The following is a 12578-nucleotide window of genomic DNA, read 5'->3' as shown; positions in this document are numbered from 1 at the left end:
ACGCACGGAAGGCAGGTGGCGGCAGTGCCCAGGACGACGGACGGTGACGGTACGCCCGTCCCGCAGCGGCTGCTGGCCGCCGCCACCCGGCTCTTCGCCGAGCAGGGCTACGACCGGACCTCCGTGCAGGAGATCGTCGAGGCGGCGGGCGTCACCAAGGGGGCGCTGTACCACTACTTCGGCTCCAAGGACGACCTGCTGCACGAGGTCTACGCGCGCGTGCTGCGCCTCCAGCAGGAGCGGCTGGACGCCTTCGCCGACTCGGACGCGCCGGTGGAGGAGCGGCTGCGGGGCGCGGCGGCCGACGTGGTCGTCACCACCATCGACAACCTCGACGACGCCTCGATCTTCTTCCGCTCCATGCATCAGCTCGGCCCCGAGAAGCTCAAGCAGGTGCGTTCGGAGCGGCGGCGGTATCACGAGCGGTTCCGCGCGCTGATCGAGGAGGGCCAGAAGAAGGGCGTCTTCTCCACGGCGACCCCGGCCGACCTCGTCGTCGACTACCACTTCGGCTCGGTCCACCACCTGTCCACGTGGTATCGCCCGGACGGCCCCCTCGCCCGCCAGGAGGTCGCCGACCACCTGGCCGACCTCCTGCTGCGCGCGCTGCGCCCGTAACCAGCCTCCCAGCCGCCGGACGGGTCACATACAGCCCGTCCGGCGCTTGGCGAGCGGGGGTCCAGGGGCGCGCCCCTGGTTACGGGACGGGCAGGGGCGGAGGGGGCGAGACACCCCCCCCGCCCACGGGCGTCACCCGTACTTCTTGATCTCCCGGTACGCCAGCGACCGCTGGTGGACCTCGTCCGGTCCGTCGGCGAGCTTCAGCGTCCGCGCACTCGCCCAGAGCTCGGCCAGCGGGAAGTCCTGGCTCACCCCACCCGCACCGTGCAGCTGCACGGCCTTGTCGAGGATGTCGACGACCGTGCGCGGAGTGGCGATCTTGATGGCCTGGATCTCCGTGTGGGCCCCCTTGTTGCCGACGGTGTCCATCATCCAGGCGGTCTTCAGGACCAGCAGCCGGAGCTGCTCGACGGCGACCCGCGCGTCGGCGATCCAGTTCTGCACGACACCCTGCTGGGCCAGCGGCTTGCCGAACGCCGTACGGGTCACGGCCCGCCTGCACATCAGCTCGATGGCCCGCTCGGCCATGCCGATCAGCCGCATGCAGTGGTGGATCCGGCCCGGACCGAGCCGCGCCTGCGCGATGCCGAACCCGCCGCCCTCCTCGCCCACCAGGTTGGTCACCGGCACCCGGACGTGGTCGAAGACGACCTCGGCGTGCCCGCCGTGCGAGTGGTCCTCGTAGCCGTACACCTGCATGGCCCGGCGGACCTCCAGGCCCGGTGTGTCCCGGGGGACCAGGACCATCGACTGCTGGCGGCGGATGTCCGGGCCGTCCGGGTCCGTCTTGCCCATCACGATGAAGATCCTGCAGTCGGGGTTCATCGCCCCGGAGATGTACCACTTGCGGCCGGTGATGACGTACTCGTCGCCGTCCCGCTCGATCAGCGTGGTGATGTTCGTGGCGTCGGAGGACGCGACCTCGGGCTCGGTCATCGCGAACGCGGAGCGGATCTCGCCGGCCAGCAGCGGCTCCAGCCACTGCTTCCGCTGCTGCTCGTCACCGAACTGGGTGAGCACCTCCATGTTGCCGGTGTCCGGCGCGGCGCAGTTCAGCGCCGTGGGCGCCAGGTGCGGGCTGCGGCCCGTGATCTCCGCGAGCGGCGCGTACTGCAGGTTGGTGAGGCCGGCGCCGTACTCGGAGTCCGGCAGGAAGAGGTTCCACAGGCCCTGCCTGCGGGCCTCGGCCTTCAACTCGCCGACCACGGCCGGAGTGTCCCACGGCGAGGCCAGCAGGGCGCGCTGCTCCTCGGCGACGGCCTCCGCCGGATAGACGTGCTCGTCCATGAAGGCGAGCAGCTTCTGGCGCAGCTCTTCGGTGCGCGCGTCGAATCCGAAGTCCATGGCGGATCAGCCTTCCTGAAGGGTGGTCAGACCGTGCTCGATGAAGACGGGTGTCAGTTCGCCGATGCGGTCGAAGCCCGCGCCGACGGTCTGGCCCTTCGTGTAGCGGTAGTGGATGCCTTCGAGGATCACCGCGAGCTTGAACCAGGCGAACGCCGTGTACCAGGAGACCGCGGACACGTCGCGCCCCGAGCGCGCGGCGTACCGCTCGACGATCTCGGAGGCTTCCGGGTGACCGGCGGCCGAAGCCGTCGTGCTGATGGGGGAGTTCGGAAGGTCCAGGCGCGTGCTGTACATGACGAGCAGGCCCAGGTCGGTGAGCGGATCGCCGAGGGTGGACATCTCCCAGTCCAGGATCGCCCTGATCCGGTCGTCGGGGCCGATCAGCACGTTGTCGAGCCGGTAGTCGCCGTGCACGACCGTGGCCGCGGGGGAGTGGGGCAGTTCGCGCCCGAGGGCGGCGTGCAGTTCGTCGATGCCCGGCAGCTCGCGGTTGCGGGACGCGTCCAACTGCTTGCCCCAGCGCCGCAGTTGCCGGTCGAGGAACCCCTCGGGCCGGCCGAAGTCCGCGAGGCCCACCTCGGCCGGGTCCACCGCGTGCAGTTCCACCAGGGTGTCCACCAGGCCGAGCACCGCCTCGCGCGTGCGCTCCGGGCCGAGCGGGGCGAGCTGGTCGGCGGTGCGGAAGGGCGTGCCCTCCACGAACTCCATGACGTAGAAGGGCGCGCCGAGCACGGAGTCGTCCTCGCAGAGCAGAACGGGGTCCGGGACCGGTACGGCCGTCGGGTGCAGCGCGCTGATCACCCGGTGCTCGCGCTTCATGTCGTGCGCGGTCGCCAGCACATGGCCGAGCGGGGGCCGCCGCACGACCCATCGCGCGGTGCCGTCGGAGACCGCGTAGGTGAGATTGGACCGTCCGCCCTCGATCAGCCGGCCGGTCAGCGGGCCGTTCACCAGCCCGGGCCGCTCGCGGTCGAGCAGGTCACGCAACCGGTCGAGATCGAGACCTGGCGGGTGATCCGGACTCATCTTTGCTCCTCAGCGCACGGAAACAGGTGGTGACCATGATGCCGACCAGTCGGTATGTCGTCCAGCGGCTGTGCGAAACGTGATCGGCGTCTCCCCCGGTGAGTCCGTGACCGGGGGAGACGCCGAGACGCCTGCGGAGCGTGGGAGGTCAGTGGTCGTCCCAGTGCCCCTCGTGCTCGGCGTGCCGGTGCCCCTCGTGCAGGTAGTCGACGTGGTCGCCGTGCGGGACCGCGGGGTGTCCGCAGCCCTCGCCGTGCTGGTGGGAGTGGGCTTCGTGCGCGACGTGCCCGCTCTGCTCGCACTCGTCCCAGTGGCCCGCGTGCTCGCGGTGCAGGTGCCCGTCGTGCGCGTAGTCGACGTGGTCCCCGTGCCGCACCTGGGCGTGACCGCAGTCCGGGCCGTGGGTGTGCTGGTGGGTGGGGTGCTCCTGGTGAAGGGTGGTCATCGTGCTCACCTTCGGGCGGCGTGGAGTGGACGGTCCGTCCGCCTCCGGAGCGGGGCGGAACGCCACCTCAGGCTAGCGCCGTGAACAGGCGGATATCGGGTCATTCATCAGCAATTCGCCCTGCGTGACGTCCGGGGACGGCAGGAACACCAGCGCCGCATCGCCCATGAACGCGTCCCGTGTGCGCGTACCGCCGTGGGACGGGCGACCGCCCCACGGGCTCGAAGGGCGCTCAGACCCGGGAACCGGATACCGCGGACTCCCCGGGCCCGATCCGGATCGGCGGGCCTAGAACACCAAGGCGACCGCGCACACCGCCAGGACGAGCGTGCACGCCGCGGTGGCCACCGCGTGCCGGGGGCTGAGGACGTCAGGACCGGCCGGTCCGGCGAGGGCCAGCGCGCGGATGCGCTGGTGGGCGAGCGCGAGGAAGCACAGCCACAGCACGCAGGCGACCGCGCACGCCGCGATCCCCGCCACCGAGTCCCTGTCCTGCAGTGCCGCCTTCGCGGCCAGCACGGCGACGACGGTGCTGGAGAGGGTGGTGCGCCGCCAGGCGAGCCGGGTGCGCTCCGGCTGGAGGCCGGGATCCCGTTCCTCGCGTGCCGGCGGGGTCATCCGGCCCAGCCGGCGAGGACCACCACGATCATCGCGACCGCGACGACCGCCACGGCGATGCTCAGCACCGCCGGGAACCCCGACACCGGCAGGTCCTCGCCGCGCCGCATCGCCCGCTCGCAGCGCACCCAGTGGTTGACGGCCCGCAGGGAGCAGAGCACACCCGCCGCCAGCAGCGCGAGGGCGAGCCCGGCACGCCAGGCCCAGCGCAGGTCCGGCAGGAACTGGTCCACCGCGAAGCCGCCGCCGATCAGCGCGAGCGCGGTGCGCAGCCAGGCCAGGAAGGTCCGCTCGTTGGCCAGGGAGAACCGGTAGTCCGGCGTCCCGCCCTCCTCCCGGATCTGCCGGGGCGCGAACCACAGCCGGACATTACGCACGAGTTCGATCACGTCCAGGACCCTACCGGGAGCCCGCCACGCGCCGGTGTCCGTGCCGCCCGCCACCGTCCGGGGCCGCCGACGCGCTCACCGCGGCCGGAATGGCCGCCGAGGCGGCACCGGGTGCCGCCGTGCGCCTCCTGGACCACCCTTCTGGGACGGCCCCACCTGGACACCCCAGGGCCCCAGCCCGCTCAGCGGCAGCACCGGGGAGCCGAGCCCGCTCCCGCTGTGCGACGGGCCGTACAGCCCGCGCACCGTCCGGCTCGCCCAGGGCATCACCGCGGACCAGGAGCGCGCACTGGCCGCCGCGCTCACCGTCCGGCACCCCGTGGCGGCCCCGGAAGGGTGGAACCTCAGCCCATCGCCCGGTAGTCCCTGAGCCGCTCGTGGGCCGCGAGGCCGTCGGGGACCCAGGTCCAGTCCGCCAGCCTGGCCTCCACCTCCTCGTCGGTGAGGAAGTCGTGCCAGGCGACCTCCTCCACCTGCGGGTCCACCGGAAGGTCGCAGCGCACCTCGTAGACCGCGGACCACCACGTCCGGCCGGCCCCGTCGTCGTACAGGAAGCGGAAGAGAGGGGTCGGCCGGGGGAGCCCGGAGACGCCGAGTTCCTCCTCGGCCTCGCGCAGCGCGGCGTCGTCGTAGGACTCGCCGGTGCCGACGACCCCGCCGACGAACATGTCGTAGAAGGAGGGGAACACCAGCTTGGTCGCGGTACGCCGGTGGACGAAGACCCGGCCCTCGGCGTCCCGAGCCTGGATGAACACGCACCGGTGACGCAGCCCGCGCTCGTACGCCTCCCCGCGCGGGGACTGCCCGATGACCTGGTCGTTCTCGTCCACGATGTCGAGGATCTCGTCAGCGGCACTCATGGCCCCATCCAAGCAGCCGGGGGCGGCCGAGGGGGGCCGTGGACGGGGAGCCCGTGTCGTCGGCGGGTCGCGTCAGTGCGGCTGGAGGTCCCGCGAGTGCTCCGGCTCCGCCGTGCCCGAGGGCATCGCCGGGTGCATCCCGAGCAGGATGATCCCCGCCACGACCCCCGCGAGCCCCGCCGCCTGCCAGGCGAGGGCGCCCACGTCGGTGCGGAGCTGGTCGCCGAGGAAACCCACCCCGCAGGCGATGCCGGCCAGCGGCTGGGCGGCGGTGAGCGCGGGCAGCGACATCCGCAGCGGAGCGGTCTCGAAGGCGCTCTGGACCAGGATCAGGCCGGTCACACCGAGGACGAGGACCGTGTACGGCTGCCAGCCGGTGAGCAGCTCGGACCAGCCGCCGTCGCCGAACCGCTGGCCGCTCACCCGGGTGAGCGCGTCCTGCAGGCCGTACAGCAGGCCGGCGGCGGTGGCGAGGAGCACGGGTCCCGCGCTCAGCCGGGAGCGTTTCGCGTAGGCGGTGAGCAGCAGGGCGAGCCCGACCACGATCCCGATGATCAGCCAGTGCCGCAGCGGATCGTCGATGGCCTCGCCGCCCTGCGGCTGCCCGGCGACGATGAACGCCGAGACGCCGCCCGCGAGCAGGACGAGCCCCGCCCAGCCCTGCCGCCCGAGCGGCTGTTTGGTCTGGTGGCGGGAGAGGGCCAGCGCGAAGAGGAGGTTCGTGGCGAGGAGCGGCTCCACGAGGGAGACCTCGCCCTTGCCGAGCGCGACCGCGCCGAGCACCATGCCGCAGACCATGAGCCCGATGCCGCCCAGCCAGCGCGGGACCCGGACGAGGTCCAGCAGGATGCGCGGGGAGAGGAAGTCGCTCAGCGGGGCGTGCGAGGCGGCGTTCTGCTGGAGCACGAAGCCGAAGCCCAGGCAGCAGGCCGCGCTCACTGCGAGGACCAGAACGAGAACCGACACGCTGGGTACCTCGATACATCGGGGTCGGGGGCCACGGTGCGTTTCCCGCCGACTTTAGTGCCAAGGGCCGGGGCCTGCTCCGGGAGTCCCGAGAGTCAGGCGGTTGACTCGGTCACCTTTCTTGCCGAAGGATCTGACCGATCAGTAACAACGGCTGGTCGCCCGTCGTGGCCGACCACCACATCTCCAATGTCTCATCAACCAGCGACGCTGCCGATCGGTTCGTGACAAACGTCATCACGTCGCCCCCTCGGGCGCCGATCCGATCCGACCAGTCGGAATGCCGAGAGGACGGGCCCATGGCCTACGACGCAGATGTGATCGTCATCGGAGCGGGCCTTGCGGGGCTCGCGGCGACCGCCGAGCTCGTCGACGCGGGCCGCAAGGTGATCCTCCTCGACCAGGAGCCCGAACAGTCGATCGGCGGGCAGGCGCACTGGTCCTTCGGCGGGCTCTTCTTCGTCGACTCCCCGGAACAGCGCCGCCTGCGGATCAAGGACAGTCACGCCCTGGCCCTCCAGGACTGGATGGGTACGGCCGGCTTCGACCGTCCGGAGGACCACTGGCCGCGCCGCTGGGCCGAGGCGTACGTCGACTTCGCGGCCGGTGAGAAGAGGTCCTGGCTGCACGGCCAGGGCGTGCGCTTCTTCCCGGTGGTCGGCTGGGCCGAACGCGGGGGCTACGACGCCACCGGGCACGGCAACTCCGTACCGCGCTTCCACATCACCTGGGGGACCGGCCCCGGCCTGGTCGCGCCCTTCGAACGCCGGGTGCGCGAGGGCGTCGCCCGCGGCCTCGTCGAGCTGCGGTTCCGCCACCGGGTGACCGGCCTGTCCCGCAGCGCCGGCTCGGTCGACACCGTCACCGGCGAGATCCTGGAACCGTCCGGCATCGAGCGCGGCCAGGCCAGCAGCCGCGAGGTCACCGGCGCCTTCGAGCTCCGGGCCCAGGCCGTGATCGTCACCTCGGGCGGCATCGGCGGCAACCACGACCTCGTCCGCGCCAACTGGCCGGAGCGCCTCGGCACCCCGCCCGAACGGATGATCTCCGGCGTGCCCGCGCACGTCGACGGGGCCATGCTCGGGATCGCCGAGGAGGCGGGCGCCCGGCTCATCAACCGTGACCGCATGTGGCACTACACCGAGGGCATCCAGAACTGGAACCCCATCTGGGACAAGCACGGCATCCGCATCCTGCCCGGACCGTCCTCCCTCTGGCTGGACGCGCGCGGCAACCGGCTGCCCGTCCCGCTCTTCCCCGGCTTCGACACCCTCGGCACCCTCGAACACATCATGAGCACCGGGTACGACTACACGTGGTTCGTGCTCGACCAGAAGATCATCGGCAAGGAGTTCGCGCTCTCCGGCTCGGAGCAGAACCCCGACCTGACCGGCAAGTCGGTCCGCGACGTCATCGGACGCGCCCGCGCCGACGTGCCCGCCCCGGTGAAGGCCTTCATGGACCACGGCGCCGACTTCGTCGTGGAGAAGGACCTCGCCGCCCTGGTGCGCGGCATGAACGCGCTCAGCAAGGAGCCGCTCATCGACGAGGCCGCGCTGCACCGCGAGATCGTGGCGCGCGACCGGGAGATCGCCAACCCGTTCACCAAGGACCTCCAGGTCATGTCCATCCGCGGAGCCCGCAAGTACCTCGGTGACAAGCTGATCCGCACCGCGAGCCCGCACCGCATCCTCGACCCCAAGGCGGGCCCGCTGATCGCCGTCCGCCTCAACATCCTCACCCGCAAGACCCTCGGCGGCCTGGAGACCGACCTCTCCTCGCGCGTGCTGACCGAGGGCGGCGAGGCGCTGGAGGGCGTGTACGCGGCCGGTGAGGCCGCCGGGTTCGGCGGCGGCGGTGTGCACGGTTACCGGTCCCTGGAAGGCACCTTCCTCGGCGGCTGCCTCTTCTCCGGCCGGACGGCGGGCCGCGCGGCGGCCGGGGCGGTCGGCTGAGCCCAGGCCTCCGTGGCGGGCCGGGTACGGGCAGATCCGCGCGGAGGCCGTACCTCGGTGGAGGTCGGACGTCGAGGGACGTCCGACCTTCCGGGGACGCTTCGGGACGATGAGGGCGGTGCGGGTCAACTTCACCACAAGCCCCGCCAGTTGACACGTGTAGCGACTTGGCCGGCTCTTGACGTGACCTCTGGCTGAGGGTTTGCTGTCCGTGATCACTCTCTGACGAACCGCGCCTGTGAGGTTGAGCAGCGGTGTCACCACCCCCGCCACCCCTGGGCCGCGGCCGCAAGCGTGCGGCCCAGTCGTTCGACGCCGCCCTCGACGACGCCGAACTCGTCGCCGCCCGCACCTCGTTGAGCCAGGGGCGGTGGACCGCCGTCCGCGCCCTGCTCGCCGGGACCGGCGAGGACTGGGACCGCCGCGGACACCGCCTCACCGTTCTCGCGCAGGAGTCCGCCACCCTCGCCTGGGCCCGTGACTGGCAGCTCGCCGAACCCGAGTCCCCCGACGCGGCCGTACTGCTCGGCTGTGCCGCCGTCGAGCGCGCCCTGAACGGCAAGGAACGCCCCGAACGCGCCCGCGACGCCTGCCGGTCCGCGGCGGCGCTCGTCCCCGCCGACCCCACGCCCTGGCTCTCCCTGCTCCTCCTGGAGCGCTCGCTCGGCGCGGAGGAGGACGTCGTCCGGCTCTTCGACGAGGTGCGCCACCGGCACCCCGACCACCACCACGCGCACCACCTGATGGTCGCCCGGCTCGCCGAACGCCGCGCCACCGCGGGCCAGGACCCGCTGCACGAGGTCTACGACTTCGCCAACTGGGCCGCCGAGCAGGCCCCCGCCGATTCGCCGCTCGCGATCCTCCCCGTGGTCGCGCACGCCGAACGCTTCCGGGTGCTCGCCGCCGCCGGGAGCGAACCCGCGGATCCGGTCGCCTCCGGACACTGGGTCGGACGGCGGGCCCGGCAGGTGATGAAGGCCGCCTTCGACTGGTGGCTGGAGTGGGAGCGCGACGACCATCCGCGGCGCCTCGTCGACCTCAACTTCCTTGCCCACGCCAAGTTCTGCGAGGGCCGGGGTGCCGAGGCGGCCGCCCTGTTCCACCGCATCGGCGAGCACCCCACCCCGGCTCCCTGGTCCTATCCGGACCGCGATCCGTACACAGCCTTCCGTACCGCACGCGCCAGCGCGCTCGGCACGGTGTGAACGCCCCCCGACGACCAGACATCCGAAAGGACGACCCGCGATGACGACGGGCAGTTCGAGCACATCGAGTACGTCGAGCACGGGAAGACCGGCCGCCGACGAGGCCGGCATCAGCACCTTCAAGGGGCAGGACCGCGCCCTGCGCGCCGGCCGCCTCGGCACGGGGGGCCTGCTGCTGTCCGTCCTCGCGGCGACCGCCCCCCTCATGGTGGTCGCAGGTGTCATGCCCACCACATTCGCGGTGATGGGCATCGTCGGGCAGCCGCTGCTCTTCGTCATCCTCGGTGTCGTCCTCGTGCTCTTCAGCGTCGGGTACGCCGAGATGAGCCGGCACGTCCACAACGCCGGCGCCTTCTACGCGTACATCTCCCGCGGACTCGGCGGCACCCCCGGCGCCGCCGCGGCGGCGGTCGCCCTGGTCGCCTACAGCGCGCTCCAGGTCGGCATCTACGGACTCTTCGGCTTCGAGGTCTCCGGGCTGTTCGCCACCTACCTCGACACCGAACTCGTATGGTGGATACCGGCGCTCGCCGCCGTGCTCGTCGTCGGCGCGCTGGCCTGGCTGAAGATCGACGTCAACGCCTGGGTACTCGGCGTGCTGCTGGTCATCGAGGTCGTCCTCGTCGTCGTCTTCGACGTCGCGGCCGTCGCGGATCCCGCCCGGCAGGGCCTGTCGCTGCACGCGTTCAACCCGGACACCCTCACCGGAGCAGGCGTCGGCACCGCGCTGTGCTTCTGCATCGCGGCCTTCACCGGCTTCGAACAGGCCCCGGTCTACGCGGAGGAGACCAGCCGCCCGCACATCCTGGTCCCGCGCGTCATGTTCCTCGCGATCGGCTTCGTCGCCGTCTTCTTCGCGATCAGCTCCTGGGCGCTGACGGTGGCCACCGGGCCCTCCGCGATCATCGGGACGTCCCAGAAGCAGAGCGCCGGACTGCTGTTCTTCCTCACCGAGTCACGGCTCGGCACCACGTTCACCGACGTCCTGCACGTCCTCTTCGTGACCGGCATGTTCGCCGCGCTGCTCAGCTTCCACAACGTCGTCTCGCGCTACGCCTTCGCCATGGGCCGTGAGGGACTGCTGCCCGCCGCCTTCGGCCGGACCACGGAGTCCAGCGGCGCCCCCGGCACCGGCTCCCTGCTGCACACCGTCGTCTCCCTGGTCGTCGTCGGCGGCTTCGCACTCGCCGACGACAAGCCGACCGGCGACCCGACCGCACCCGTGCTGCACCTCTTCACCTGGGGCGGCAACGTCGGAGCGCTCGGGGTCATCCTCCTGATGGCGGCCGCCTCGCTGTCGGTCATCGTGTTCTTCGTCCGCCGCGGCGCCGCCCGTGCCCAGGCCTGGCGCCTGGCCACCTCCGCCGTCGCCGGCGCCGCCCTCCTCGTCATCGTGGTCTACACCGTCAAGGACTTCGACGTCCTCGTCGGCGCCGGTCCGGGCTCCACCCTCAGCTGGCTGCTGCCCGCCGTCATCGGGGCCGCCGCGGTCGTCGGACTGGTCCAGGGACTCGTGCTGCGCTCCCGCAAGCCCGAGGCGCACGCCCGGATCGGTCTCGGGAACGAGGCGTTCCAGTTGGACAAGGCGGCCGAGTCCACCTCCTGAAGCGGCCCGCACGTCCTGTTCGGAGACCCGCGCTTCGAACAGGACGTGAGAAGAGATGACGGAACGCTGACGAGCACCCGCCACCGCTGGCCTTTTGGGGGTCGCGGGTGCTCGAATCAATGAGTGAACACTGAACGGCCCGGCGAACCGGACCCCGAGCGGCCCGACGAGCCCGCCCGTCCCGAGGAACGCGGCAAGCCCATCGGCCGACGCGTCCTGCTCGGCACCCTCGGACTCGGCGCCCTCGGCGTGCTGACGGCGCCGACCCTCCAGCGCACCATGGAGTCCTTCCTGGCCGGCGCGTCCGAGAAGGACCCCACGGGACTGACCGGGCTGCTGCCCAACGGCGGCGGCTTCCGCTACTACTCGGTGACCTCCTCCGTCCCGCACAAGGACGAGAAGACCTACCGGCTCACCGTCGACGGCCTGGTCGACCACCCCGCCTCGTACACGCTCGCCGACCTGCGTGCCCTGCCGCAGACCCGGCTGGTCCACGACGTCCAGTGCGTCACCGGCTGGCGGGTCCCCGGCACCCCCTTCGAGGGCGTCCGGCTGTCCGACCTGCTCGACGCCGCGGGAGTCCACCACACGGCCGGGGCGGTCCGCTTCACCTGTTTCGACGGGGCGTACTCGGAGAGCCTGACGCTCCGCCAGGCCCGCCGCGCGGACGTCCTGGTGGCCCTGCGCATGCAGGACAAGCCCCTCGGCCACAACCACGGCGGCCCCGCACGCCTCTACGTCGCGCCGATGTACTTCTACAAATCCGCCAAGTGGCTCTCCGGCATCACCGTCACCGAGGACGTCCGTCCCGGGTACTGGGAGGACCGGGGGTACGACGTCGACGCCTGGGTCGGCCGTTCGAACGGACGCGACGATGAACCCACGAGCTGACGGCGCCCCCGACGTGTCCGCCGCCCCCGCCCCGTCCCGCCAGGTCCACCGCTTCACCCGGGCCGAACACTGGGTGCACCGCGTCACGGCCCTGCTGATGGGCGTGTGCGTGGTCACCGCGGCCTGCCTCTATGTGCCCGAGCTGGCCGAACTCGTCGGCCGCCGCGAACTCGTCGTCCGCGTCCACGAGTGGGCCGGTCTGATGCTCCCGGTGCCGGTCGTCGCGGGCCTCGCCTCCCGCGCGTTCCGCCGCGACCTCGGTCACCTGAACCGCTTCGGCCCGCACGACCGCGTCTGGCTGCGGGCGGCGCTGCGCCGCGACAAGGACCGGGACTCCCGCCCCGCGGCCAAGTTCAACGCGGGGCAGAAGGTCTACGCCGCCTGGATCGCCGGCGCCACCCTGGTCATGGTGGGCACCGGGCTGCTGATGTGGTTCACCCACCTCACACCTCTGATGTGGCGCACCTCGGCGACCTTCGTGCACGACTGGCTGGCCCTGACGATCGGCATCGTCCTCGCGGGCCACATCGGCATGGCGCTGGGCGACCCGGAGGCGAGGCGGGGTCTGCGCACCGGGTCGGTGAGCCGTGAGTGGGCCGAGCGGGAGCACCCGTTGTGGCGGCCGTGAGCCGCGGCACCGCCTGAGCCC

Annotated in this window: 13 protein-coding genes; 6 read left to right on the top strand and 7 right to left on the bottom strand. The window is 72.0% G+C overall.

Annotated features, from left to right (window positions below):
* Positions 1 to 24 precede the first annotated feature (24 nt).
* Complete coding sequence (locus B0675_RS34560; RefSeq protein WP_081223540.1) at positions 25 to 618, top strand: TetR/AcrR family transcriptional regulator; 594 nt, start codon at positions 25 to 27, stop codon at positions 616 to 618.
* Between the two features lie 132 nt (positions 619 to 750).
* On the opposite strand, the gene B0675_RS34555 is transcribed toward B0675_RS34560, so the two are convergent.
* The 7 genes from B0675_RS34555 to B0675_RS34525 form a co-directional block, all read right to left on the bottom strand.
* Complete coding sequence (locus tag B0675_RS34555) at positions 751 to 1965, bottom strand: acyl-CoA dehydrogenase family protein (RefSeq protein WP_081223539.1); 1215 nt, start codon at positions 1963 to 1965, stop codon at positions 751 to 753.
* A 6-nt stretch (positions 1966 to 1971) separates the two neighbouring features.
* Complete coding sequence (locus tag B0675_RS34550; protein WP_081223538.1) at positions 1972 to 2994, bottom strand: phosphotransferase family protein; 1023 nt, start codon at positions 2992 to 2994, stop codon at positions 1972 to 1974.
* 148 nt (positions 2995 to 3142) lie between these two features.
* Complete coding sequence (locus B0675_RS34545) at positions 3143 to 3439, bottom strand: hypothetical protein (protein ID WP_081223537.1); 297 nt, start codon at positions 3437 to 3439, stop codon at positions 3143 to 3145.
* A gap of 288 nt (positions 3440 to 3727) precedes the next feature.
* Positions 3728 to 4057: a DUF202 domain-containing protein gene (locus B0675_RS34540; protein ID WP_081223536.1), complete on the bottom strand. Its 330-nt coding sequence runs from the start codon at positions 4055 to 4057 to the stop codon at positions 3728 to 3730.
* Positions 4054 to 4446: a DUF202 domain-containing protein gene (locus tag B0675_RS34535; RefSeq protein ID WP_081224047.1), complete on the bottom strand. Its 393-nt coding sequence runs from the start codon at positions 4444 to 4446 to the stop codon at positions 4054 to 4056. Before B0675_RS34535 ends, B0675_RS34540 begins: the two co-directional genes overlap by 4 nt.
* A gap of 344 nt (positions 4447 to 4790) precedes the next feature.
* On the bottom strand, positions 4791 to 5306 hold the full coding sequence (locus tag B0675_RS34530; protein WP_081223535.1) for an NUDIX domain-containing protein: 516 nt from the start codon (positions 5304 to 5306) through the stop codon (positions 4791 to 4793).
* A gap of 72 nt (positions 5307 to 5378) precedes the next feature.
* Positions 5379 to 6272: a DMT family transporter gene (locus tag B0675_RS34525; protein ID WP_081223534.1), complete on the bottom strand. Its 894-nt coding sequence runs from the start codon at positions 6270 to 6272 to the stop codon at positions 5379 to 5381.
* Positions 6273 to 6571: 299 nt separating this feature from the next.
* Between B0675_RS34525 and B0675_RS34515 the strand changes: the two genes are divergently transcribed.
* The 5 genes from B0675_RS34515 (at position 6572) to B0675_RS34495 (ending at position 12557) form a co-directional block, all read left to right on the top strand.
* On the top strand, positions 6572 to 8227 hold the full coding sequence (locus tag B0675_RS34515) for an FAD-binding dehydrogenase (RefSeq protein WP_081223532.1): 1656 nt from the start codon (positions 6572 to 6574) through the stop codon (positions 8225 to 8227).
* Between the two features lie 254 nt (positions 8228 to 8481).
* Entirely contained in the window at positions 8482 to 9432 is a 951-nt protein-coding gene (locus tag B0675_RS34510; protein WP_081223531.1) for a hypothetical protein, read from the top strand.
* A 40-nt stretch (positions 9433 to 9472) separates the two neighbouring features.
* Positions 9473 to 11038, top strand: coding sequence for an APC family permease (locus B0675_RS34505; RefSeq protein WP_081223530.1), 1566 nt, complete (start codon positions 9473 to 9475; stop codon positions 11036 to 11038).
* Positions 11039 to 11161: 123 nt separating this feature from the next.
* Complete coding sequence (locus B0675_RS34500) at positions 11162 to 11929, top strand: molybdopterin-dependent oxidoreductase (protein WP_081223529.1); 768 nt, start codon at positions 11162 to 11164, stop codon at positions 11927 to 11929.
* Positions 11913 to 12557: a cytochrome b/b6 domain-containing protein gene (locus B0675_RS34495; RefSeq protein ID WP_081223528.1), complete on the top strand. Its 645-nt coding sequence runs from the start codon at positions 11913 to 11915 to the stop codon at positions 12555 to 12557. The genes B0675_RS34500 and B0675_RS34495 overlap by 17 nt, the downstream gene beginning before the upstream one ends.
* Positions 12558 to 12578: the final 21 nt, after the last annotated feature.

Origin of the sequence: Streptomyces sp. M41(2017) (genome assembly GCF_002078175.1) — a bacterium.
Lineage (GTDB): Bacteria > Actinomycetota > Actinomycetes > Streptomycetales > Streptomycetaceae > Streptomyces.
Note: the sequence above shows the minus strand (reverse complement) of the source record. Positions and strands in the feature narration are given on the sequence as shown.

What these genes read in the sequence shown, in the direction of transcription:
- B0675_RS34555 (WP_081223539.1), bottom strand. Translation starts at nt 1,965, where the DNA reads ATGGACTTCGGATTCGACGCGCGCACCGAAGAGCTGCGCCAGAAGCTG.
- B0675_RS34550 (WP_081223538.1), bottom strand. Translation starts at nt 2,994, where the DNA reads ATGAGTCCGGATCACCCGCCAGGTCTCGATCTCGACCGGTTGCGTGAC.
- B0675_RS34545 (WP_081223537.1), bottom strand. Translation starts at nt 3,439, where the DNA reads ATGACCACCCTTCACCAGGAGCACCCCACCCACCAGCACACCCACGGC.
- B0675_RS34540 (WP_081223536.1), bottom strand. Translation starts at nt 4,057, where the DNA reads ATGACCCCGCCGGCACGCGAGGAACGGGATCCCGGCCTCCAGCCGGAG.
- B0675_RS34530 (WP_081223535.1), bottom strand. Translation starts at nt 5,306, where the DNA reads ATGAGTGCCGCTGACGAGATCCTCGACATCGTGGACGAGAACGACCAG.
- B0675_RS34515 (WP_081223532.1), top strand. Translation starts at nt 6,572, where the DNA reads ATGGCCTACGACGCAGATGTGATCGTCATCGGAGCGGGCCTTGCGGGG.
- B0675_RS34505 (WP_081223530.1), top strand. Translation starts at nt 9,473, where the DNA reads ATGACGACGGGCAGTTCGAGCACATCGAGTACGTCGAGCACGGGAAGA.
- B0675_RS34495 (WP_081223528.1), top strand. Translation starts at nt 11,913, where the DNA reads ATGAACCCACGAGCTGACGGCGCCCCCGACGTGTCCGCCGCCCCCGCC.